Raw genomic sequence first — 22,154 nt, 5'->3', positions numbered from 1 at the left:
AGGATTGTAGCGAGGATGGGCGACCGGTCAGCGCAGCAGATCACCGAGCACGGAGCCCAGCTTGGTGCCGATGCACAGGCTGGCGAAGGTGGCCATCGCCACCGACAGGGCGCCGACGTTGGCGGCGGCCAGCGCGACCAGGGCGACAGAGCCGGGAACCAGCAGCAGGAAAGCGGGCAGGAAGGACACCGTGGTCGGGACGGCCACCGTGCGCTTCTCCAGGATCCGCGCCAGCAGCAGGACCACGCAGGACGTCGCGCCGGTGGCCACGATGCCGCCGAGCGGCGGGGTGAGCAGCACCAGCAGCGTGTAGGTGAGCGCCATCACCACCACGATCAGCCCGGTCAGTGCCGAGCCGGCGGCGAAGGCGAGCCCGACGCCGATGCCCAGCACCACGATGCCCACCCAGGACACCCACAGCGGCGGCAGCGCACCCCAGCCGGTGGCGTCCGTCGCCAGCCCCGGCACATCGCCGACCAGCGCCGCCGAGCCGGCGTCCAGGTGCAGCCCGGTGAGGACCGCGCCCGCGGCGATCCCGGCGGCCATGAATGCCAGCACGACAAGGCCGTACACCAGTCGCGCCGAGCCGGTGAGAATGTCGGTGGCGGTCAGCTCCAGCAGTCCGTTGGTGATCAGCGCCCCCGGAACCAGCACGGCGATCGGCGCGCAGACCGCGAGCAGCGGGACCGCCCCCAGTTCGAGTCGGGTGGCCGCCAACCCCAACAGCGCGGTGGAGAGCAGGCTGGCCAGGAAGGGGGCCAGCGCGGTGGCGCCGCGGACCCGCTGCAGCAGCACGATCAACAACCCCACCAGGCCGCCGATCGCCAGACTGATCAGGATCGCCCACCACGGACAGCGGAACAGCACCGCCAGCCCGCCGGCGGACAGCACGCTGCCGAACGCCCACCGAGCCACCGGATGACCGGCGACCTCGGCACGGATCTCCTCCATCCGGGCGTCGGCCTGCGACAACGGCGTGATCCCGGTCCGCAGCTCGCGGACCAGCCGACCGACCCGTCCGGACTGGCGGAAGGACAACTCGCTCTCGGCTCGCGGCATCAGCATCGCGGCGCCGGTGGTGCGTCGGGTGACGATCACCAGGTCGGGCAGCACGCCGATGCTGATGTCCTGTGGCAGTTCGGCCGCGCGGATGTCGTCCAACGTGTCCCGCACGTCGGTCACCGAGGTGCCGGCGTCCAGCAACAGGGCGCCGAGCCGTCCGAGCACCAACGCCTCATCCCCGCCGCCGGGCTCAGCGCCCGACCTCGGGGGTGGGAGTGCTGCCATGGATTCAGTGAACCCTCTCGATGCTTACCGAAGCACGCGGACGCGCGGGACCTCGGTCGAACGCGGTCCGGGATGACGATGGAGGCGACGTGGTGACCAAGAGAACCGTCCCCACGGTCACCGGGGACGGTTCTTTCGGTCACCGGGGACGGTTCCTACGGTCACTTTGGGGTCTCGCTGGGCTCGACCAACGGGTGTTCAGCGGTGGTCGGGCGCGGCTTCGACGCGGACCTCGGCGTGGTGGTCGGACGTCCGGGTGAACTGCCAGTGGACGGTCGGGTCGAGCGCGTCCAGCAGGGTCCGGTCGTGGGTGACGATCAGCAGGGTGCCGGTGTATTCGTCCAGGGCGTCCTGCAGTTGGTCGATGGCGGCGGCATCCAGGTGGTTGGTCGGCTCGTCGAGGACGACGACGTTGACCGCCCGGCCCTGCAGCAGGGCCAACGAAGCCCGGGTGCGCTCCCCCAGCGACAGGCTGGCGCAGGCCCGCGCGACATGTTCGGCACCGAGGCCGAACTTCGCCAGCAGGGTACGGACGGCGCCGGCGTCCGTCTCGCCGAGGGCTGCAGCAACGGTGTCCAGGAGAGGCCGACCGCCGGAAATCTCGTCGCGGGCCTGACCGAGTGTGCCGAGCGCCACCCGGGTGCCCCAGCTCACCCGTCCGTCGGCGACTGGGCGGTGACCGAGGATCGCCTCGAGCAGCGTGGTCTTGCCCGAGCCGTTGTCGCCGAGCAGCGCGATCCGCTCGCCGCGGGCCACCTGGGCGCTGACCGGTCCGACGGTGAAGTCGCCGTTGCGGGCCACCACCCGGTCGAGTGTCAGCACCACCTCCGACGACGGCGCGGCCTCGGCGATCGCGTAGCGCAACTGCCACTCCTTGCGCGGCTGCTCCACCTCGTCCAGGCGTTCGACGGCGTCCCGGACGCGGGCGGCGCGCTGATCCATCCGGCGGGCCCGGTCCTCCCGGTACTTCTTCTCCAGCTTCATGCCGGGTCCGAGCTTGGCCGCCTTGGCGCGTCCGGCCCTGGCCCATTCGGTCTTGCGGCGGGCCTGTTCGACGAGCGCGTCGCGGGTGTCGGTGTAGCTGGCATAGGCCGCTTCGGCCTGCTCACGGGCCAGTTGCTTGGCCGCGCGGTAGTCACTCCAGCCGCCGGTGTAATGGTTGACCTGCTGCTGGGTCTCGTCCAGTTCCAGCACCGACGTGGCCACGGCGTCCAGGAACCCCCGATCGTGGGAAGCGATCAACACCGGTGCGCGCAGCGCCCCGACGAACTCGGTCAACGCCGCCAGGCCACGAGCATCCAGGTTGTTGGTCGGTTCGTCGAGCAACAGCAGGTCGTAGCGGCTGACCAGGATCGACGCCAACCCGACCCGGGCAGCCTGTCCGCCGGACAGGCTGCCGAGCGGGCGATCGAGGTCGGCGTCCAGGTCGAGGCCGGCCAGCACCTCGGCCAAGCGGGTGTCCAGATCTGCACCGCCCAATGCCAGCCAGGTGGCCAGGGCATGGTCGTAGCGGTCGGCCGGGTCCGGAGATCCCGGCCTGCGCCGGGATGACGAGAGGTGGTCGCCGTCCTCCGGGTCCGGAGATCCCGGCGTGCCCCGGGATGACGGGGCGGCGGGCATGGATGACGAAGCGGGCCGGGATGGCGAGAGGTCATCGCCGGCCAGTGCAGCCGCCGCGGCCTCGAAGGCGTCCTGAGCCGGCCCCACCCCGGTGCGTCGCCGGGCGTAGTCGAGGATCGTCTCGTCCGGCGCGGGTGGCTCCTGGGGCAGGTAGCCGAGGGTGGCCTCCGGTGGGGCGAACCGGATCGTGCCGGCGTCCGGGGCGTGCAGGCCGGCGACGATCCGCAGCAGCGTGGTCTTGCCGGCACCGTTCGGGCCGACCAGCGCGGTCACGTCGCCCGGCGTCAGCCGCAGGTCGAGTCCGGAGAACAACGGACGCGCCCCGAACGATGCGGAGACGCCGGAAAGGAAGAGTGATGCGGACATGAGGAACCTCGATCGCTGGATGTCGTACAGGGCGAGAGGTCAGTTCCACATGCGTCCCAGGGTGCCAAAGACAGCTCCGCCGGGCAACCGGACGGGCCGGCGGCCGACCGGATCCTGCCCAAGCGGGTGCGGCGATGAGCCTCCAACGTTTCGAGGTGCACATAGAACTGGGCGGCACCACCGTTCCGGTGGGCTCGGCCGAGGTAGAGGACCCGGCTGGCGGGCGCATGCAGCGGAACTCCGCCTGCCCGAAGCTGACGTCCGACGCCTGACGCGACATCGCCCTGGTTCGGCGTCTTTTCCGTGGTTGAAACCGGGTGAACGAAGACGAAGCAGGGCGAAGTCACCCAAGCCGGCCCAATCCGCCCGCACTTCGGACTTGAATGAGTGAGCACTCACTCATACACTCTTCCTTCGTGAGCAGAGCAAATCCGATGAGCCCTGATGAGCGCCGCCGGGCGCTCATCGAGGCGACCCGTCCGTTGCTGCTCGAGCACGGACTGAACATCACCACCCGGCAGATCGCCGAATGCGCCGACGTCGCCGAGGGGACCATCTTCCGCGCCTTCGGCACCAAACAGAACCTGATCGAGGCCGTGGTCGAGGACTGCCTGGCCCCCGGGCCGGTGGTCACCGCGATCGACGCGATCCCGGAGGACCTCGGGCTGGAGGACACCGTGGCCTGGATCGTCAAGGTGCTGCATGCCCGCATCCGGCAGGTGCGGTCCCTGATGGCGGCGATCAGCCACACCTCACAACCGCACGGCAAGCGTCCCAGGCCCCCGCACCGCGACTACCACCTGGCTGTCGACGAGGCGATGACCCGAGTACTATCCCGCTTCGACGACCAGCTCACCGTCGGCACGCCGACCGCCTGCTGGGCCATCTCGGCGATGGCTTTCGCAGCCGTCATGCCGTTCAATGACCATCCGGACGCCGCAGAGCCACGCCAGCTCGCCCGCCTCGTCCTGCATGGCATCGCCACCGAATCCACCGAGGACACCACATGCTGATTCGCATTCTGCGCGACTACCTGCGGCCCTACTACGGGCAGCTCGCGTTCGTCGTGCTCCTCCAGTTGGCGGCCAATGGGGCCGCGCTCTACCTGCCCACGCTGAACGCCCGGATCGTCGACGACGGCATCGCGCACGGCGACATCAACCTGATCCTGAGCGTGGGCGCCGTGATGCTGGGCGTCACCGTCATCCAGATGGCGGCCCAGATCTTCGCGGTCTGGTTCGGCGCCCGCTCGGCGATGGCGTTCGGACGCGACCTGCGGGGCGCGATCTTCGACCGCACCCTCAGCTTCTCCGCTCGCGAGGTGGCCAAATTCGGCGCCCCGAGCCTGATCACCCGGACCACCAACGACGTCCAGCAGATTCAGCAGCTGGTGATGATGACGGCGTTCATGATCGTCGCCGCGCCGATCATGATGGTCGGCGGCATCATCATGGCGCTGCGCGAAGACCCGGGGCTGAGCTGGACGATCGCCGTCGGCGTGGTGATCCTCGGTGCCGTGATCGGCTCGATCGTCAGCCAGATGATGCCGCTGTTCAGCACCCAGCAGACCCGCATCGACACCATCAACCGGGTGCTGCGCGAGCAGATCTCGGGTCTGCGGGTGATCCGGGCCTTCACCGCCGAGCCGCGCGAGACCGAGCGGTTCGCGGTCGCCAACGCCGAACTCACCGACACCGCCACCCGGGTCGGCCGCCGGATGATGACGCTGTTCCCGATCGTGTTCTTCGTGATGAACGTCTCCACCATCGGGGTCACCTGGTTCGGTGCCTTCCGGGTCGCCGACGGCTACATGGAGACCGGTCAGCTGCTGGCCTTCATCCAGTACCTGACGACGATCCTGATGAGCGTGATGATGGCCACGATGATGCTGATGATCGCGCCGCGCGCGGTGGTCAGCGCCCGCCGCATCGCCGAGGTGCTCGACACCGATTCGTCGGTGGTGGCGCCGGTCGAACCGATCCGGACGGTGCAGGCGCACGGCAGCGTCGAACTGCGGAACGTCGAGTTCAAGTATCCGGGTGCCGAACAGCCGGTGCTGGCCGGCATCAACCTGCGGGTCAGGCCCGGCGAGACGACGGCGATCATCGGCTCGACGGGTGCCGGCAAGACCACCCTGGTCAGCCTGATCCCCCGGCTGTTCGACGTCACCGGCGGCCGGGTCGAGGTGGACGGCGTCGACGTCCGCGAACTCGATCCGGATCTGCTCTGGTCACGGATCGGACTGGTGCCGCAGAAGCCGTACCTGTTCACCGGCACCGTCGCGTCCAACCTGCGCTACGGCAAGCCGGACGCCACCGACGACGAGCTGTGGGCGGCACTGGAGACCGCGCAGGCGGCCGACTTCGTCCGGGCCATGCCGGAACAGCTGGACGCGCCGATCGCCCAGGGCGGCACCAACGTCTCCGGTGGCCAGCGGCAGCGGCTGTCGATCGCCCGGGCGTTGGTGAAGAAGCCCGACATCTACGTCTTCGATGACTCGTTCTCGGCGCTCGACGTGGTCACCGACGCCCGGCTGCGAGCCGCGCTGGACCGCGAGACCTCCGAGGCCGGCGTCCTGATCGTGGCGCAGCGGGTGTCGACCATCCGCGACGCCGAAACCATCGTGGTGCTCGAGGACGGGCGGATCGTGGGTGAGGGCACCCACGACGAGTTGCTCGCCGACTGCCCCACCTACGCCGAGATCGTCGAATCCCAGTTCAAGGCCGAGGAGGCAGCAGCATGAGCCAACAGGCGACCAACGACGCCCCACGCAAGGCGAACGCCCGTCCCGAGCATGCCGCCCAGGCCCGCCGTGGCATGGGTCACGGTCCGATGGGCGGCATGGGCGCGACCGAGAAGGCGGTGACCTTCGGCGCGTCGGCCAAGCGGCTGCTCGGCATGATGCGCCCCGAACGCAACCTGATCATCTTCGTGGTGGTCATCTCGGCGCTGGCCACCCTGGGCAACGCGCTCGGGCCGGTCATTCTGGCCCGCGGCACCGACCTGATCTTCGACGGTGCACTGGGCGGCGGGATCGACTTCTCCGCCCTGGGCACGGTCATCCTCGAAGCCCTCGCGGTGTATGTGGTGTCCGGGCTGGTGCTGTGGTGGGCCAGCTTCCTGATCAACGACATCGTGCAGCGCACCGTCTACCGGATGCGCGAGCAGGTGGCGACCAAGCTGCACCGGCTGCCGATCACCTACTTCGACCGGCAGCCCCGCGGCGAGCTGCTCAGCCGCGTCACCAACGACATCGACAACATCGCCCAGTCGTTGCAGCAGACCCTGGCGCAGATGCTGACCAACATCTTCACCGTGCTCGGCGTGCTGGCGATCATGCTGTGGCTGTCGCCGCCGCTGGCGCTGGTGGTGCTGATCTCGGTGCCGTTGACGGCGCTGGTCACCGCGCAGGTGATGAAGCGGTCGCAGCGCCGGTTCGTCGACATGTGGCGCTCCACCGGTGAACTGAACGGGCACGTCGAAGAGGCGTTCACCGGGCATTCGCTGGTCAAGGTGTTCGGACGTCAGCGTGAGGTGGCCGCCGGCTTCGCCAGCAAGAACGAGGAGATGTACGAGTCGTCGTTCAAGGCCCAGTTCATCAGCGGCATCATCATGCCGTCGGTGTTCTTCATCGGGAACCTCAGCTATGTCGCGATCGCCGTCCTGGGCGGCATCTGGGTGGCGGCCGGCACCATGACGCTGGGCGCCGTCCAGGCGTTCATCCAGTACGCCCGGATGTTCACCCAGCCGATCACCCAGCTGGCCTCGATGACCAACCTGCTGCAGTCGGGGGTGGCATCGGCCGAGCGGGTGTTCGAGGTGCTGGACGCCACCGAGCAGACCGTGGACGCCACCACGCACCTGCCCGAACCGCTGCAGGGCCGGGTGGAGTTCGAGCATGTCGCGTTCTCCTACGATCCGGAGAAACCCCTGATCAGCGACCTGTCGCTGGTCGCCGAGCCCGGCTCGACGGTGGCGATCGTCGGCCCGACCGGGGCCGGCAAGACCACCCTGGTGAACCTGCTGATGCGGTTCTACGACGTGGACGCCGGACGGATCACCATCGACGGCGTCGACATCGCCGCGGTGCCGCGTCCGGAGCTGCGATCGAACATCGGCATGGTGTTGCAGGACGCCTGGCTGTTCGGCGGCACCATCAGGGACAACATCGCCTACGGGCGTCCGGAGGCCACCGAAGCCGAGATCCTGGCCGCCGCCGAGGCGACCTACGTCGACCGGTTCGTGCACTCGCTGCCGGACGGCTACGACACGGTGATCGACGACGAGGGTTCGAACGTGTCGGCCGGTGAGAAGCAGCTGATCACCATCGCCCGGGCGTTCCTCGCCGATCCGGCGATCCTGATCCTGGACGAGGCCACGTCCTCGGTGGACACCCGCACCGAGCTGCTGGTGCAGAACGCGATGAACGCACTGCGCGGCGGCCGGACGTCGTTCGTGATCGCGCACCGGCTCTCCACCATCCGCGACGCGGACACCATTTTGGTGATGGAGGACGGCGCCATCGTCGAGCAGGGTTCGCACGACGCGCTGCTGGAGCACCACGGCGCCTACCAGCGCCTGTACCGCTCCCAGTTCGCCGGTGGCCTGGACGACGAGGAAGAGGCGGCGTAGAAGGTCGGTCCCGGTACGCGGGGACGGTTCTTTTCGTTCCACTTCCGGTACGCGGGGACGGTTCTTTTCGTTCCACCCTGACCGGTGGTACAGCGAGGACGGCTTGAAACCGCCCTCCTTCCCGCCCAGATCAGACCGTACGGGTGGAACGAAAAGAACCGTCCCCGTCGTTCCATCGGCGGTACGAAGAGAACCGTCCCCTCGTCCCACCGGCGGTACGAAAAGAACCGTCCCCGTCGTTCCACCGGTGTGACCGGTCCGGCCGTCGGCTGGATAGGGTCGGCGGGTGATCAGCGTGGTGGGTGCGGCGATCGTCCGGCATGGGTGCGTGCTGGCCGCCCGGCGCAGCTACCCTGCCGCTGAGGCCGGACGGTGGGAATTTCCTGGCGGCAAAGTCGATCCCGGCGAATCCCCGGAGGGTGCCCTGGTGAGGGAGATTGCCGAGGAACTGGGTTGCGTCGTCCGGGTGGAGTCGTGGCTGACCGGTGCGGTCCGGGGCCGCGACCGCGGACGCGCGCTGGAGTTGCGGGTGGCGCTGTGCACGCTGGCCGACGGCGAGCCGTCCGGCAAGGAACATGACGCGCTGCGCTGGCTGACTCCCGAGCAACTGGACGATGTCGACTGGCTGGAACCTGACCGTCCGTTCCTGGCCGAACTGTGCGAGGTGCTGCTGGACGGCGAGAAGCTGCCGGGCGGCAATGTCGGCGGCGCCGTCCGGATCGGGGCGACGGTGCGGCGTCCGACCGGGCCGTGGACGCCCGCCGTGCATGCCCTGCTCGGCCACCTCGCCGAGACCGGGCTACCGGCCGTCCCGCGGGTGCACGGCATCGACGGACGCGGACGGGAAGTGCTCGACTACCTGCCCGGTGCGGTCCTCGACGTGAACGCCGAGGTGCTCACCGACGCCCGGCTGGCAGCTCTCGGCAGCTGGCTACGCGCGCTGCACACGGCGGCGTCCGGCTTCGACCACCCCGGCCCGTGGCGGTTCTTCGGGGTGGACGCGCCGAGCCTGATCACCCACAACGACGTCGCCCCGTACAACGTCGCCTTCGACGGCGACGAGGTGGCCGGGGTGTTCGACTGGGACCTGGCCGGGCCGTCCGATCCGGTCTGCGACCTGGGTCATACCGCTTGGACGGCGATCCCGCTCTTCCGCCCGCTCCCCGACGAAGACGCCGCCCGACGGCTGCGGATCTTCGCCGACAGCTACGGCACCGACCCGCTCACCGTATTGGACGCCGTCCGGCCCCGCGTGCAGCTGGCCATCGACGGGATCCGCGAGGCCGTCCGGCGTGGTGACGAGGGCATGCGGAACCTGGCCGCGCAGGGTGAGCCGGAGCGCACCGAGCGGGCGCTGGCCGGTTTCCTGGCTCGTCGGGACGGCATCGCCGGATTCCTGCGCTGACCGCGGCGCATCGCGTCCGGCGAGGATGCGCTCCAGCGCGGGCCGCATGGCGCCGATCCGCTTCGCCCTGATCACCACGTCCCACAGCGGCTCGAGCTTCTTCCAGCCGACCGCGTAGCCGAAGTGCCGCAGCCGTCCCTCCCAGCCGTCGTGAGCACTCGAGCCGCGAGCGATGTTCGCCCACGAATAGAAGTCGCGGTAGGCGTTCCAGTAGCCCTCCTCCAGCTGTTCCGGACTCATCCGGGCAGGACGGAACACCGCATGCCGGGTGTCGTAGCGGCTCCAGTCCTGGTGCAGCAGCCGTCCCTGACCCGCGATCTGCTCGTAGTAGGGGGTGCTCGGATACGGCGTGGCGATGTGGAAGGTGGCGGTCTCGATGCCCTGCTGGACCGCCCAGTCGACGGTGCGGGCGAAGACGTCCGGACCGTCATCGTCCAGGCCGAACACGAAGCTGCCGTTCACCATGACACCGAGGTCGTGGGCCCGGCGGATGGCGGCGGCGTAGTCCCGGCCGATGTTGTGCTGCTTGCTGGCCTGCGCGAGGTTTGCCGGCGACAGCGTCTCGAAGCCGACGAAAATGCTGCGCAGCCCCGCTTCGGCCGCGAGTTCCAGCAGGCCCGGTTGCAGCAGCGATCGCACCGTCGCCGCACCCTGGAAGAGCCGGTTCATGCCGCGCATGCCGCGGAACAGGTCGGCGGCGAAGCGCGGATTGCCGAACAGGTGATCGTCCAGGAAGTAGAGATGCCGTCCGGGCAGCGCTTCGATCTCGGCCAGGGCGGCGTCCACCGATTGGGTGTAGAACCGGACGCCGTCTTTGAAGAAGCCGGCCACGTAGCAGAAGTCGCATTTGTGCGGGCAGCCGCGGGAGATCGTCAGCGAGTTGGGCACCAGGTACAGGTGCCGCTTGATCAGGTCGCGCCGGATCGGTGCGATGCCCTGCAGGCTTCGGTCGCCGCCCTCGTAGCGCGGCTGGGCACGTCCGGCTCGGAAGTCGGCCAGGAACCGTGGGAACACTCCCTCACCGGGGCCGAGGATCACGGTGTCGGCATGCTCGGCCGCTTCGTCGGGCAGCGAGGTCGGGTGCAGCCCGCCCATGCAGACGTGCACGCCGAGAGCGCGATAGTGGTCGGCGATCTCGTACGAGCGGCGCGCCGACGTGATGTACACCTGAATCACGACCAGGTCGGGGACGTCGTCGAGCGGCACCTTCTCGACATGCTCGTCGAGCAGGGTGACCTCGTCATCGGGGTGGAGATAGCCGGCCAGCGTGGCCAGGCCCAGCGGCGGGAACAGGCTGTACTTCACCGGCCGGAAGAACGGACTGGTCGCCTCGGTGAGGGCCGGCAGGATCATCGTGACGCGCATGTCCCCGATCACACCGGACGACACCCGCTGTGACGTCTACCCGGCGGCCCTTTGCCGTCCGCCCGCACGCCTCCGATTCCGCGTCCGACCGGCCCGCGGTCGCAGTTCGCACGCCACCATCCGTGCTCGCCTGACTACCGAGTGCGCTGGTCAACGCCACCACCGCTGGTTGAGCTTGTCGAAACCGCTACAGGCGCTGCCCACGTTCAGGTCCCGAAAGGCTCGACCAACGAGGTCTGCAGTCAGCCGGCCGGGGCGACCAACTCAAGCGCACGGACGGCGGCCGTCCGATCGACCGCGGACGACACCAGGATCAGCTCGTCGGCGTCGGCATGGACGGCGAACCGGCGCATCCAGTCCCGTACCTGCGGACCGGTGCCGACGCCGGTGTAGCGCAGCATGTGGTCGACCTGGGCACCGCCGGGACCCTCCAGCAGCAACTCGACGTCGTCATCGGTGAGGGTCCGCCCGCGACCCAGGAAGGTCTTGACCCGGGCCCGCCGGGTCAGTTCGAACAGCCGCCGGGCCTCGTCCTCGGTGTCGGCGGCGATCACCCCCGCGCCGGCGATCACATACGGCTCGGCCAGCTGTTGCGAGGGCTGGAAGTCGCGCCGGTAGGTGGCCACCGCGGCCTCCAGGGCGTCCGGGGCGAAGTGCGAGGCGAACGCATACGGCAAGCCGAGCGCGGCGGCCAACTGGGCGCCGAACATCGACGAGCCGAGGATGAACAGCGGCACCTTCGTGCCTGCGCCCGGGGTCGCGGCGACCCCGGCGATGATCGATTCGCCGAGGAAGCCCTGCAACTCCTGGACGTCGGACGGGAAGGTGTCCGCCGCGCCCGGCGTGCGGCGCAACGCACGGACGGTGGTCTGATCGGTGCCGGGCGCCCGGCCCAAACCGAGGTCGATCCGGTCTGGATGCAGTTCGGCCAGCGTGCCGAATTGTTCGGCGATCACCAGCGGCGCATGGTTGGGCAGCATCACCCCGCCGGCACCCAGCCGGATCGTCGAGGTGTGCGCCGCGACATGGGCAATCAGCACCGCGGTCGCTGACGACGCGATGGTCGGCATGTTGTGATGCTCCGCGTACCAGACCCGGCGATAACCCCAGCGCTCCGCGTTCCGCGCCAATGACACGGTCGCGGCCAGACCGTCGGCGACGGACTCACCGGACAACACCTGAGCCAGGTCGAGGATGGAGAGCGGTACATCGTTCGGTTGCGTCACGTCGGTCACGACCGGAGTAACAGTGACCGGCCCGGGGAACATTCCCCACCACCGGTTGCCCGTGTCGACGCGCCACCGCTAGCCAAGCTTGTCGACGCTTGCGGGTTGAGCTTGTCGAAACCCTCCGAGTGACTGGCGACAACGGGCGTCACTGGCGCTTTGCAGAGCGCCAGTGGCGCGCGATCCCGCCAGCAGAGGTCTCGACAAGCTCGACCAACGGAGGTACTACCCGGGCAGGTGTCTGAAATCGACCCCAGAGACGGCGTCTCCCCGACGTGTCCTGAGCCGTGGGCAGCGCGTCGGCACCTCCACTCTGGGGTCGATTTCAGACAGATCGCCAGTAGGGTTTGCGCCATGGCGGCGGTCGATCTCAATGCCGATCTGGGTGAATCGTTCGGCGGGTGGCGGCTCGGCGACGACGACGCGATGCTCGAGATCGTCACCAGCGCCAATGTGGCCTGCGGGTTTCATGCCGGCGATCCACTCACTCTGGAACGCACCTGCGCGCTGGCTGCGAGCCGTGGCGTCCGGATCGGCGCCCAGGTCTCCTACCGCGACCTGGCCGGCTTCGGGCGCCGCTTCCTGGACTGTTCCGAGGCCGAGCTGCGGGCCGATGTGCTCTATCAACTGGGCGCTCTGCAGGCCATGTGCGTCGCCGCGGGCACGACTCTGGCCTACCTGAAGCCGCACGGCGCCCTGTACAACACGGTGGTTCATCACGAGGTCCATGCCCGCGCCGTGGTGAGCGCCGTCGTCGCCTTCGACCCCGGACTGCCCATCCTCGGACTGCCCGGCGGCGTGCTGCTCGACCAGGCCCGCGCGGCCGGCCTGCGCACGGTGACCGAGGCGTTCGTCGACCGTGGCTACACCCCCGCGGGCACGCTGGTGCCGCGCGGCCAGCCGGGCGATCTGATCGACGATCCGGACGTCGCCGCAGCCCGGGTGATCCGGCTGGTCAGCGACGAAGTGATCACGGCCGTGGACGGCACCGAGGTGCCGATGCGGGCCGAATCGCTGTGCACCCATGGCGATTCGCCGGGGGCCGTGGCCATGGCGCGCCGGGTGCGGCAGGCGCTGGAAACCGCCGGCGTCGAGGTGCGGGCCTTCGCCTGATGGACGGCCGGCTGCTGCCCTGCGGTGAACGTGCGCTGCTGATCGAGGTCGACGGCCTGGACGCCGCAATCGCACTGCGGACGGCGCTGGCTTCGCTGGCCGGACGCGGCGCGTTCGGCGCCGTCCGTGATGTGGTGCCGGCCGCCACCACCGTGCTGCTCAGCGTGGACGACCCTGACAGCCTCACCGGTGTCCGTGACGCGGTGACCGCACTGCTGCCCGGGCTGGATCCCGCCACCGGCCCGACCGGCCGCGACGAACCGGTCGAGATCGACGTCCGCTACGACGGCGAGGACCTGGCCGAGGTCGCCCGACTCACCGGGCTGACACCGGACGAGGTGATCGCCGCGCACACCGGCCGTGATTGGACGGTCGCCTTCGGTGGATTCGCCCCCGGCTTCGCCTATCTGGTCGACGGTGACGAGCGGCTGCAGGTGCCGCGGCGTGCCGAGCCGCGGACCCGGGTGCCGCCCGGCGCAGTGGGTCTGGCCGGCCCGTTCAGCGGCATCTACCCGCGCGCCTCCCCCGGCGGTTGGCAGTTGATCGGCAGCACCGACGTCACACTGTGGGACGCCGACCGCACCCCGCCCGCGCTGCTGCAGCCCGGTGGCCGGGTGCGGTTCCGCGCCGTCGATCAGAAGGGTCCCGACAGAGGTCTCGACAAGCTCGACCAACGGGCAGCCAGTCTCGATAGGCGGGGCGCATTGACGGTGCTGGCCGCCGGGCCCCTCACGCTGTTCGTCGACGAGGGACGTCCGGGTTATGCGGCGGTGGGTGTGTCTGCGTCGGGAGCGGCTGATCGGGCGTCGTATCGGCTGGCCAACCGGCTGGTCGGCAACCCCTCGGGCGCGGCAGCTTTGGAGATAACCCTCGGCGGGCTGGCGCTGCGCGCGGCGTCCAGTTGCCTGTTGGCGATCACCGGGGCCGACTGCTCGCCCACCGTCGACGGACGTCCGGTCACCCATGCCGGACCCGTCTACCTCAGGCCCGGCCAGACCCTGCGATTGGGCGTCCCCTCCGCCCGGCTGCGCAGCTATCTGGCGGTCGCCGGCGGCTTCGAGGTGCCGCCGGCGCTGGGCTCGGCAAGCAGTGACACACTCTCCGGCCTCGGACCGCCGCGGCTGACCGCGGGTGACCGGCTCGCGGTCGGCGCGGCACCCATCCGGCTGCTGAACGTCGACAGCGTGCCCCGCGCACCGCTCCCGGAGGCCGAGCGACGCCTCGACGTGCTCCCCGGACCACGATCCGACTGGCTGGCCGATCCCTCGGAACTGTTCGGACGGCGCTGGCGGCTCTCCGAGCACAGCGATCGGGTCGGCGTCCGCGTATTGGGCGAGCCGCTGCGACGGCGTCCGGAACTGGCCGGACGCGAACTGCCCAGCGAGCCGATGGTTCGGGGCAGTATCCAGGTGCCACCCGATGGGCGGCCGGTGATCTTCGGTGCCGACCATCCGGTCACCGGCGGCTATCCCGTGGTCGGCGTACTGACCGAAGCCGCCAACGACGCCCTGGCCCAGGCCCGGCCGGGCGATTGGGTCCGCTTCCGGCGCGCGGAGCAGCACCTCGGGTGAGGTACTGGAAACCTCGGGTGAGGTACTGGGCAACCTAGACCAGGCACAAACGCAGAACTCAGCGGACCCGTCCGCGCACCTGGTCGAGAACCGCGTGCTGCTGCTCGGACGTCCCGGTGGCCAGCAGTGCCACGATCTCGTCGCTGACCAGCTCGACCCAGGACTGCGCGGGCCGGTAGCGCCACGCACGACCTTCGAGTTCACGCAGCAGCTGGCCCTTTTTCGCCAGCCGGTCCATCACGGTCATCACGGTCGTGTACGCCAGTTCGCGGTCGTCGGCCAGCGCCGCTTGAACCTCACGCACCGGTAGCGCCGTGGGGCTCTCCCACAGCACCTCCATCACGGCCTGTTCCAGCTCGCCTAACACCGGCATGGATGCATCCTATGCCCCAATCGCGCATCTACGACAGGTTGTAGTACATCTCGTCCAAAGTTCCTTCGGGCAGCCATCGCCGCTCGCTTGCGCACAGACTCGACCAGTTGTGGGACGAGTCACCCATCCGAGGGACCGAGCAGGGTGTCGACGAGGTACATTGCCCGCATGGATCCGGTCACGATCGCTCGGTGGCAGTTCGGCATCACTACCGTTTATCACTGGTTTTTCGTACCCATCACGCTGGCGTTGTCGTTCATCGTCGCCATCTTCCAGACGCTGTGGGTGCGCTCGGGCAACGACAAGTACCTGAGGCTGACCAAGTTCTACGGCAAGCTCTTCCTGATCAACTTCGCCATGGGCGTGGTCACCGGCATCGTCCAGGAATTCCAGTTCGGCATGAACTGGAGCGAGTACTCCCGGTTCGTCGGCGACATCTTCGGCGCGCCGCTGGCGCTCGAGGCGCTGCTGGCGTTCTTCATGGAGTCCGTCTTCCTCGGCCTGTGGATCTTCGGCTGGGACCGGCTGCCGCAGAAGATTCACGCCGCCTGCATCTGGATGGTCGCCATCGGCACCAACCTGAGCGCGATCTTCATCCTGGCCGCCAACTCGTTCATGCAGAACCCGCAGGGCGGCGTCTACAACCCGGTCACCGACCGCGCCGAGATGGCCGACTTCGGCGCCGTACTGACCAACCCGGTAATGCTGTGGGCATTGCCGCACACTTTGATGGCGTCCTGGCTGACCGCGTCCGCGCTGGTCGCCGCCGTCTCCGGCTGGCACCTGTCGAAGCTGAACCGCAAGCCGTCCGACGAGGCCGAGTCGTCCAAGGCTGAGCCGGACGCGGCGTCCGACGAAGAAGCAGCCAAACGCACCGAGAAGCACGACAACAGCGTGGCCGCGCACCGCTTCGCAGCCACCTTCGCGGCGATCGCGATGCTGGTCTCCGGCGTCGGACTCACCCTGACCGGTGACGAATCCGGCAAGGTGATGACCGAAGTGCAGCCGATGAAGATGGCCGCCGCCGAAGCGCTCTACGAAACCGCCGGCGGCGACGGCACCGGTGCCCCGTTCTCGATCCTGACCATCGGCACCCTGGACGGCTCCCGCCCGCTGTTCGCGATCGAGGTGCCGAACCTGCTGTCGTTCCTGGCCACCGGCACCTGGGACGGCAAGGTGCAGGGCATCAACGAGCTGAAAGAAGCCCATGCCCAGGGTCAGCTGGTCGACCCCGACAACACCCTGCAGCAGGCCTACGCCGAACACATGAAGGCCTGGGGTGTGGACACCGTGACCCCGATCATCCCGGTCACCTACTGGAGCTTCCGGCTGATGATCGGCCTCGGCATGGCGGCGGTGGGTGTGGCGGTGCTGCTGTTGTGGTTCCTGCGCAAGGGCAAGCTGCCACCGAACCACATCATCTGGACGTTGCTGATGATCGCGATGACGCTGGGTCCGCTGTTCGCCAACTCGTTCGGCTGGATCTTCACCGAGATGGGGCGCCAACCGTGGCTGGTGTCCGGGGTCTTACCCACCATGGCCGGCATCTCACCAGGGGTGACGGCGACCGAGATGCTGATCAGCGTGATCGGCTACACCCTGGTCTACGGCGCCCTGGCGGTGGTCGAGGTCGGGCTGATGCTGAAGTACATCAAGCTGGGGCTGCCCGAGGTGGAACCGGTGCAACAGATAACCGACGATGACGACGTCCTGTCCTTCGCCTACTGAGAAAGGGGTGTGTGCGTGATGACTATGGAACCCTCCACCCTGCAGCTGGTCTGGTTCGGACTGGTCGCCGTGCTCTGGATCGGCTTCCTGGTGCTCGAAGGCTTCGACTTCGGCGTCGGCATGCTGATCCCCTACCTGGGCCGCAACGACAAGGAGCGACGCGTCGTGGTGAACACCATCGGCCCGCTCTGGGACGGCAACGAGGTGTGGCTGATCACCGCCGGCGGTGCCATGTTCGCCGCCTTCCCAGGCTGGTACGCCACCCTGTTCTCGGCGATGTACCTGCCGTTCTTCCTGATCCTGCTCGCGCTGATCGTGCGCGGGCTGGCCTTCGAGTACCGGGCCAAGCGGCCCGAGCAGTCCTGGAAGTACCGCTGGGACCGGGGTGCCTCGATCGGCTCGTTCGTGGTGCCCTTCGTGCTCGGCGTCGGGTTCTCCAATTTCGTCATCGGGATGCCGGTGGCGGTCGCCGAGGGACGTGCCAGCGTGCACGTCTTCACCGGCGGATTCTGGTCGCTGTTCAGCCCGTTCGCGCTGCTCGGCGGCCTGGTCTTCGTGGTGCTGTTCCTGTTCCACGGCGCGATCTTCATCGCTCTGAAGACCCGTGGTGAGGTCCATGAGCGGGCCAAGCTGTTCGCCGAACGGCTCGGTCTGGGCGCGATCGGTGGCGGCGCCGTCTGGCTGCTGTGGTCGAACCTCGCCTACGGAACTGGGGCGTCCGGATGGATCCTCGCCCTGGTCGCCGCCGCGGGCCTGGCGATGGCCTGGTACATGGTGCGCGCCGACCGCGACGGCTGGGCGTTCGTCGGCACGGCCGTGGCGACCGTGGTGATCGGGATCAGCATCTTCCTGCGGATGTACCCCGACCTCGGCTTCGACAACTCCGCGGCCGCCGCGACCCCGCTGAACATCGTGACGGCGTCCGCCAGCCCCACAACGCTGACGATCATGACCTGGACGGCGGCCTTCTTCGTCCCGATCGTGCTCGCCTACCAGGGCTGGACCTACTGGGTGTTCCGCCGTCGGCTCTCCACCAAGAACATCCCGGACGACGCACACGCCCCCGAGCCGGTGGCCTGACCCGGCGTCCGCCGGCCGGGTTTGGGTTGCATACTCCGTATGCCCCTCCCTAACTATCTCTGCCCTCCCGCATGCGGGAGGGCAGAGATAGTTAGGGAGGGCCTTGGCGTGCGGGGTCCACGGAACACCGGCTACCGGGGATGCGCAAGGATGGCCGGGTGAGCACGACGTCCGGCAGCACCGATGCCCGCCGCCGCGGTCCGCTCGATCCACGATTGTTGCGGCGCGGACGCGCCACGCTGCGGTACCTGGTCGCCGGGGTTGCGGTCGGGTCGGCGACCGCGGTGCTCACCATCGTCCAGGCCTGGGCACTGTCGTCGGCGCTGGGGAACATCTTCGAGACGCACGCGCTCGGCGTCCTGACCTGGGCGGTGCCGATGCTGGTGGGGGCGTTCGCCGGGAAGGCGATCCTGGCCTGGCTCAACCAGTGGCTCGCCCAACGCGCGTCGGCCGCGGTCAAGTCACGGTTGCGCCGCGACGTCCTCGCCGCCCGGTTGGTCGATCCGGTGCGACCCGAGCCGTCCACCGCGTCTCTGGTGACACTGCTCACCCAGGGCCTGGACGCCCTCGACGGCTACTACTCCAAGTACCTGCCGCAGTTACTGCTGGCGGTCACCGTGCCGCTGATCATCGGCGTCGCGATCCTCACCTCCGACCTCACCTCGGCCATCATCGTGGCCGTCACCCTGCCGCTGATCCCGCTCTTCATGGCGCTGGTCGGCTGGACCACAGAGGCCCGGACGCGGAAGCGCTGGCGGGTGCAGACCCGGCTCGCCGGGCACTTCGCCGATCTGGTCGCCGGGCTGCCCACCCTGCAGGTGTTCGGACGCGCCCGCGCCCAGGCCGAAGGGCTGCGCCGCTCAGAAGCCGCCCACCGCCGGGAGACCATGGGGACGCTGCGGATCTCGTTCCTGTCCGCGCTGGTGCTGGAACTGCTGGCCAGCCTCTCGGTGGCGATCGTCGCCGTCGCGATCGGCTTCCGGGTGGTCTTCCACGAGGTCGACCTGACCACCGCCTTCTTCGTGCTGATCCTGGCCCCCGAGGTCTACCTCCCGGTGCGTCAGGTCGGCGTCCATTACCACGACGCCGCGGACGGGATGGCTGCCGCCGAGTCGGCGTTCGCCCTGATCGAGGGCGCCGAGCAGGCCCCGGGCACCTCCGCGGACGATGGTTTCGACAAGCTCGACCAACGGCCCTCTAGCGCGCCCTCGTCGGTCGAACCTGTCGAGACCCCAGCGACCAACCCCTCGGCGGTCGGACCTGTCGAGACCCGTGTGATCGACCGATCTCCCCCACCTACGCCGCTACTCCAGATCACCGGCCTGACCGTCCGCTACCCGGGCGCCGCCGCACCCGTCCTGGACGACGTCGACCTGACCGCACGCACCGGCGAGCTCACCGTGATCACCGGCACCTCGGGTACTGGCAAGACCACCCTGCTGTACGCGCTGATGGGTTTCGTCAGTCCGGCCTCGGGACGCTTTCTGCTCGACGGCCTCCCCGCGGACGCCGCCACCCGGCGGACCCGGATCGCCTGGGTGGGGCAGAACCCGGGCATGGTCAACGGCACCATCGCCGACAACGTCCGGCTGGGTGCCCCGGATGCCACGGACGACGCCGTCCGAGAGTCGCTGCGGCTTGCCGGCGGCGACAGTCTCGACCCGAATCGTGGTGTCGGCGACGACGGCGAGGGCCTGTCGGCGGGCGAACGCCGCCGGGTGGCCGCCGCCCGCGCGCTGCTGCGGGTCAGCCGTCGTCAGGCCGACGTCCTGGTGCTGGACGAACCGACCGCCGGTCTGGACGCCGCCACCGAGACCGCCCTGCTGGACGCGGTGGCCAGCCTCGGCACCACCACCATCGCCGTCTCGCACCGGCCGGCCGTGATCGCCCGCGCCGACCACGTCCTGCACCTCGGCTAGGCACTCAGCCGCGGCCGACTCCCACTCCCGCTAGGCCCTACCCAGGGAAGCGCTGATCACTCACGTCATCCCGGGCTCCGACCCGGGATCTCAGGCGAGGAGAGATCCCGGATCAAGTCCGGGATGACGAAAGATAGAGAGGCTTTCGAGTGGGGGCACCTGGAGGAGCGGAGACTCAGGTCCGCGCCCACCAGTCGATCATCGTCTTGGCGGTGTCGCCGTCCGAGACCGCCTCGATGAAGAACCGCTGCTTGCTGAAGGTCCAGGCGACGCGGCCGGTGCCGTCCTTGGCGGCCGCGGAGCCGAGCTTGCCTTCGATCTTCTTCGGGGTGTCGGTGTACCACCAGTTGGTGTGGGCCGGGGGCTTCTTCCAGTTCGATCCGATCTCGCTCTTGGGGATGCCCGCGCGGCGGAAGAAGTCGTCCATCAGTTCGGTCAGGTCCTTGGAGTCAACCGCCGAACGCAGGGCGACGGTGGCCTCGCCGTGGAGCTTGGCGCGGGCGTTGGCCGTGCAGAGGAACGCCTGCCGCGAAATGTCGCTGCTGTCCGGCCGGCAGGTGTCGACCTGGACATAACTGCGCAGGTACACCGCCCACTCGCATTGCAGCTTGGTCAGTTCGGCGCTGCACTGTGCGGCCGCGCTCGACGAGGGCTGCGGGCTCGGGTCGGTCGAGGACGGCGGTTCGGTGGACGGCGCACTGGAGGGTCCGAGGATCGACGGCGTCGGATCGACCGAGGACTGGGTGGGCGTGGGCGCACTGGGCGACGGCGTCGCGGTCCCGGTCGGACGCAGGAAGAAGAACCAGCCGACCAGTCCGATCACCACCACCACGGCGATGATGCCGAGGATCATCGGCACCGGGTTACGGCCGCGGCCACCACCCGGCGGTGGGGGCCCGAAGCCGCCACCGGGTGGCGTGCCGAAGCCTCCGCCACCCGGGCCGTACTGCCCGGGCGTGCCGTACCCCTGCCCACCGGTGCCCGGTGCTCCCGCAGGGTAGGCATCCTGGGTGCCGTACGGACCGGAGGCCCCGCTTCCAGGACTGCCCGAGCCACCTGGCCCGCTCGCACCCATCGCACCGTAACCCGGCCCGTACCCCGAGGCTCCTTGGCCGCTGGGCGGCGTGGCATTCGTCGCGTCGTACCCCGGCCCGGCCGACCCATACCCACCGGCCGGACTCTGCTGGGGCGGCCCATACGGGCCGGGGGCGTTCTGTCCCGAGTTCTGCCCGTACGACGACTGACCGTACGGGTTCTGGCCGTACGGGTTCTGACCGTAGGACTGCTCCTGGGCGGGCAACGGCTGGGTGGGCGCCGGCTGGCCCGGCCACGGCTGACCCTGCGGCGACTGCGCCGACCAGGATTCGCCGGGCCATTGCCCACCGGGCTGCTGGGCCGGCAACGGCTGGGTCGGCGGGTACTGCGGCGGGGTGGGCAGTTGCTGGGTCGGGTCGCTCTGCCAGTCGCCGGTACCGCCGGGACGTGGCGGCCATTCGCCGCCTGGCTGCTGCGGGGATCCACCGGCGGGCGGGTTCGGCGGCTGGCTCATCACGTGCTCCCTCGGGATCGTTGCGGCACAGGCTACTCGCGGGCGGGCCCGAAACCGGTCAGAACAGAGCTGACCGGGCGCCGGAGATCCGCCGACGGCAAACCCCGGAGGACGCCGGCTCGGGTGACCTATCCTGCTGGCATGGCAGCGGCGCGGGCGGACGGCTCCGGCTGGCGTTGGCTGATCCGGCTGGTCCCGGGGGCGGCCGCCCGAACGGGCCTGGCCACCCTGCTGGCCTTCGGTGCCGCCGCCTCGTCGGTGGCGCTGATGGCGGTCTCGGCCTGGTTGTTGTCCCGCGCCGCGGAACACCCCCCGGTGCTCTATCTGCAGGTGGCGGCCATCGGCGTCCGGGTGTTCGGCATCTCGCGCGGCCTGTTCCGCTACCTGGAACGCCTGGTCGGTCACGATGTCGCGCTGCGGTTGCAGAGCGCGCTGCGGCTCAGCACCTACAGTCACCTGGCCCGCACCACCCTGCTCGGCACCCGCCGCGGCGACCTGCTCACCCGGGTGATCGCCGATGTCGAAGCCGTCCAGGATCTGGTGGTCCGGTTCGTGGTGCCGGTGGTGTCGGCGTCGCTGGTGATCGTCGCCACCTCGGCGGTCTTCGCCGCCTTCTCGCCCGCCACGGCATTGGTGCTGCTCGGTTCCGCGGTGCTGGGCGGCGTCATCGTGCCGGGCCTGGCCCAGCGGGTTTCCCGTCGCTGGGACGCCGCGGCCGCACCGGCCCGCGGCACGCTGGCCGCCGGCGTCCATGAGCTGGCCCGGACGGCGCCCGACCTGGTCGCCTACGGTGCCGCCGACGAACAATTGCGCCGGGTGCTGGCCGCCGACGACGAGTTGCGCCGGCTGGACGAACGCGGCGCCTGGGTGCGCGGGGTGGCGTCCGGCTGCCAGGTGCTGGCCGCGGCGGCCGCGGTGAT

The 22,154-nt window shown here is 69.5% G+C and carries 16 protein-coding genes and 1 pseudogene; 11 read left to right on the top strand and 6 right to left on the bottom strand.

Translation table 11 applies throughout. The features are described 5' to 3' along the window. Nucleotides 1-27: 27 nt before the first annotated feature. Entirely contained in the window at nt 28-1,287 is a 1,260-nt protein-coding gene (locus QM624_RS01880) for a threonine/serine exporter family protein (protein ID WP_415088404.1), read from the bottom strand. A gap of 198 nt (nt 1,288-1,485) precedes the next feature. After that, nucleotides 1,486-3,273 (bottom strand): ABC-F family ATP-binding cassette domain-containing protein, encoded by a 1,788-nt coding sequence (locus tag QM624_RS01875; RefSeq protein WP_415088403.1) that lies wholly within the window; start codon nt 3,271-3,273, stop codon nt 1,486-1,488. A gap of 134 nt (nt 3,274-3,407) precedes the next feature. Here QM624_RS01875 and QM624_RS01870 point away from each other — a divergent pair, with 134 nt between their 5' ends. From QM624_RS01870 to QM624_RS01850, 5 genes are all read left to right on the top strand, one after another. Further along, nucleotides 3,408-3,545, top strand: a complete 138-nt coding sequence (locus tag QM624_RS01870) for a hypothetical protein (RefSeq protein WP_415088402.1) — start codon at nt 3,408-3,410, stop codon at nt 3,543-3,545. A 144-nt stretch (nt 3,546-3,689) separates the two neighbouring features. Further along, nucleotides 3,690-4,286 carry a TetR/AcrR family transcriptional regulator gene (locus tag QM624_RS01865; RefSeq protein WP_415088400.1) on the top strand — a complete coding sequence of 199 codons (597 nt, stop codon included), beginning with the start codon at nt 3,690-3,692 and terminating at the stop codon, nt 4,284-4,286. Further along, the gene (locus QM624_RS01860; RefSeq protein ID WP_415088399.1) at nt 4,280-6,016 is read left to right on the top strand and encodes an ABC transporter ATP-binding protein; all 1,737 of its coding nucleotides are present in this window, start codon (nt 4,280-4,282) and stop codon (nt 6,014-6,016) included. Before QM624_RS01865 ends, QM624_RS01860 begins: the two co-directional genes overlap by 7 nt. Further along, entirely contained in the window at nt 6,013-7,905 is a 1,893-nt protein-coding gene (locus QM624_RS01855) for an ABC transporter ATP-binding protein (RefSeq protein WP_415088398.1), read from the top strand. Before QM624_RS01860 ends, QM624_RS01855 begins: the two co-directional genes overlap by 4 nt. A 286-nt stretch (nt 7,906-8,191) precedes the next feature. Then, nucleotides 8,192-9,310, top strand: a complete 1,119-nt coding sequence (locus tag QM624_RS01850; RefSeq protein ID WP_415088397.1) for an NUDIX domain-containing protein — start codon at nt 8,192-8,194, stop codon at nt 9,308-9,310. 405 nt (nt 9,311-9,715) lie between these two features. Here the strand turns inward: QM624_RS01850 and QM624_RS01845 are convergent. Further along, nucleotides 9,716-10,663: pseudogene (locus tag QM624_RS01845) on the bottom strand (B12-binding domain-containing radical SAM protein); the annotation flags it as partial. A gap of 254 nt (nt 10,664-10,917) precedes the next feature. Further along, entirely contained in the window at nt 10,918-11,910 is a 993-nt protein-coding gene (locus tag QM624_RS01840; protein WP_415088396.1) for an LLM class flavin-dependent oxidoreductase, read from the bottom strand. A 345-nt stretch (nt 11,911-12,255) separates the two neighbouring features. Between QM624_RS01840 and QM624_RS01835 the strand changes: the two genes are divergently transcribed. Continuing rightward, the gene (locus QM624_RS01835) at nt 12,256-13,014 is read left to right on the top strand and encodes a LamB/YcsF family protein (protein WP_415088394.1); all 759 of its coding nucleotides are present in this window, start codon (nt 12,256-12,258) and stop codon (nt 13,012-13,014) included. Then, nucleotides 13,014-14,585: a 5-oxoprolinase/urea amidolyase family protein gene (locus tag QM624_RS01830; protein WP_415088392.1), complete on the top strand. Its 1,572-nt coding sequence runs from the start codon at nt 13,014-13,016 to the stop codon at nt 14,583-14,585. The genes QM624_RS01835 and QM624_RS01830 overlap by 1 nt, the downstream gene beginning before the upstream one ends. Nucleotides 14,586-14,643: 58 nt before the next feature. Here the strand turns inward: QM624_RS01830 and QM624_RS01825 are convergent, their stop codons facing one another. After that, the gene (locus tag QM624_RS01825; RefSeq protein ID WP_415088391.1) at nt 14,644-14,958 is read right to left on the bottom strand and encodes a BlaI/MecI/CopY family transcriptional regulator; all 315 of its coding nucleotides are present in this window, start codon (nt 14,956-14,958) and stop codon (nt 14,644-14,646) included. Between the two features lie 168 nt (nt 14,959-15,126). On the opposite strand from QM624_RS01825, the gene QM624_RS01820 reads away from it, so the two are divergent. The 3 genes from QM624_RS01820 to cydD all read left to right on the top strand — a co-directional run bounded on the left by QM624_RS01820 (nt 15,127) and on the right by cydD (nt 19,685). Next, nucleotides 15,127-16,686 (top strand): cytochrome ubiquinol oxidase subunit I, encoded by a 1,560-nt coding sequence (locus QM624_RS01820; protein ID WP_415088390.1) that lies wholly within the window; start codon nt 15,127-15,129, stop codon nt 16,684-16,686. An 18-nt stretch (nt 16,687-16,704) separates the two neighbouring features. Then, entirely contained in the window at nt 16,705-17,766 is a 1,062-nt protein-coding gene (cydB, locus tag QM624_RS01815) for a cytochrome d ubiquinol oxidase subunit II (protein WP_415088389.1), read from the top strand. Nucleotides 17,767-18,014: 248 nt separating this feature from the next. Continuing rightward, complete coding sequence (gene cydD, locus QM624_RS01810) at nt 18,015-19,685, top strand: thiol reductant ABC exporter subunit CydD (RefSeq protein ID WP_415088426.1); 1,671 nt, start codon at nt 18,015-18,017, stop codon at nt 19,683-19,685. Nucleotides 19,686-19,860: 175 nt separating this feature from the next. Here cydD and QM624_RS01805 read toward each other — a convergent pair whose 3' ends face one another. Continuing rightward, a complete protein-coding gene (locus QM624_RS01805; RefSeq protein WP_415088388.1) occupies nt 19,861-21,234 on the bottom strand; it encodes a hypothetical protein in 1,374 nt (457 codons plus the stop codon). Nucleotides 21,235-21,375: 141 nt separating this feature from the next. On the opposite strand from QM624_RS01805, the gene QM624_RS01800 reads away from it, so the two are divergent. Continuing rightward, the coding region (locus QM624_RS01800; RefSeq protein WP_415088387.1) for an ABC transporter transmembrane domain-containing protein at nt 21,376-22,154 on the top strand (779 nt) is incomplete at its 3' end.

It is taken from the genome of Micropruina sp. (assembly GCF_047606365.1).
In the GTDB taxonomy this organism is placed as follows: domain Bacteria; phylum Actinomycetota; class Actinomycetes; order Propionibacteriales; family Propionibacteriaceae; genus Micropruina.
This window is presented reverse-complemented; position numbering and strand designations above follow the sequence as displayed.

Excerpts from the sequence above, each read along its gene's own strand:
- QM624_RS01860 (WP_415088399.1), top strand. The coding sequence starts at position 4,280 with ATGCTGATTCGCATTCTGCGCGACTACCTGCGGCCCTACTACGGGCAG.
- QM624_RS01820 (WP_415088390.1), top strand. The coding sequence starts at position 15,127 with ATGGATCCGGTCACGATCGCTCGGTGGCAGTTCGGCATCACTACCGTT.
- QM624_RS01880 (WP_415088404.1), bottom strand. The coding sequence starts at position 1,287 with ATGGCAGCACTCCCACCCCCGAGGTCGGGCGCTGAGCCCGGCGGCGGG.
- QM624_RS01830 (WP_415088392.1), top strand. The coding sequence starts at position 13,014 with ATGGACGGCCGGCTGCTGCCCTGCGGTGAACGTGCGCTGCTGATCGAG.
- QM624_RS01825 (WP_415088391.1), bottom strand. The coding sequence starts at position 14,958 with ATGCCGGTGTTAGGCGAGCTGGAACAGGCCGTGATGGAGGTGCTGTGG.
- QM624_RS01805 (WP_415088388.1), bottom strand. The coding sequence starts at position 21,234 with ATGAGCCAGCCGCCGAACCCGCCCGCCGGTGGATCCCCGCAGCAGCCA.
- QM624_RS01835 (WP_415088394.1), top strand. The coding sequence starts at position 12,256 with ATGGCGGCGGTCGATCTCAATGCCGATCTGGGTGAATCGTTCGGCGGG.
- QM624_RS01855 (WP_415088398.1), top strand. The coding sequence starts at position 6,013 with ATGAGCCAACAGGCGACCAACGACGCCCCACGCAAGGCGAACGCCCGT.
- QM624_RS01875 (WP_415088403.1), bottom strand. The coding sequence starts at position 3,273 with ATGTCCGCATCACTCTTCCTTTCCGGCGTCTCCGCATCGTTCGGGGCG.
- cydB (WP_415088389.1), top strand. The coding sequence starts at position 16,705 with ATGACTATGGAACCCTCCACCCTGCAGCTGGTCTGGTTCGGACTGGTC.
- QM624_RS01870 (WP_415088402.1), top strand. The coding sequence starts at position 3,408 with ATGAGCCTCCAACGTTTCGAGGTGCACATAGAACTGGGCGGCACCACC.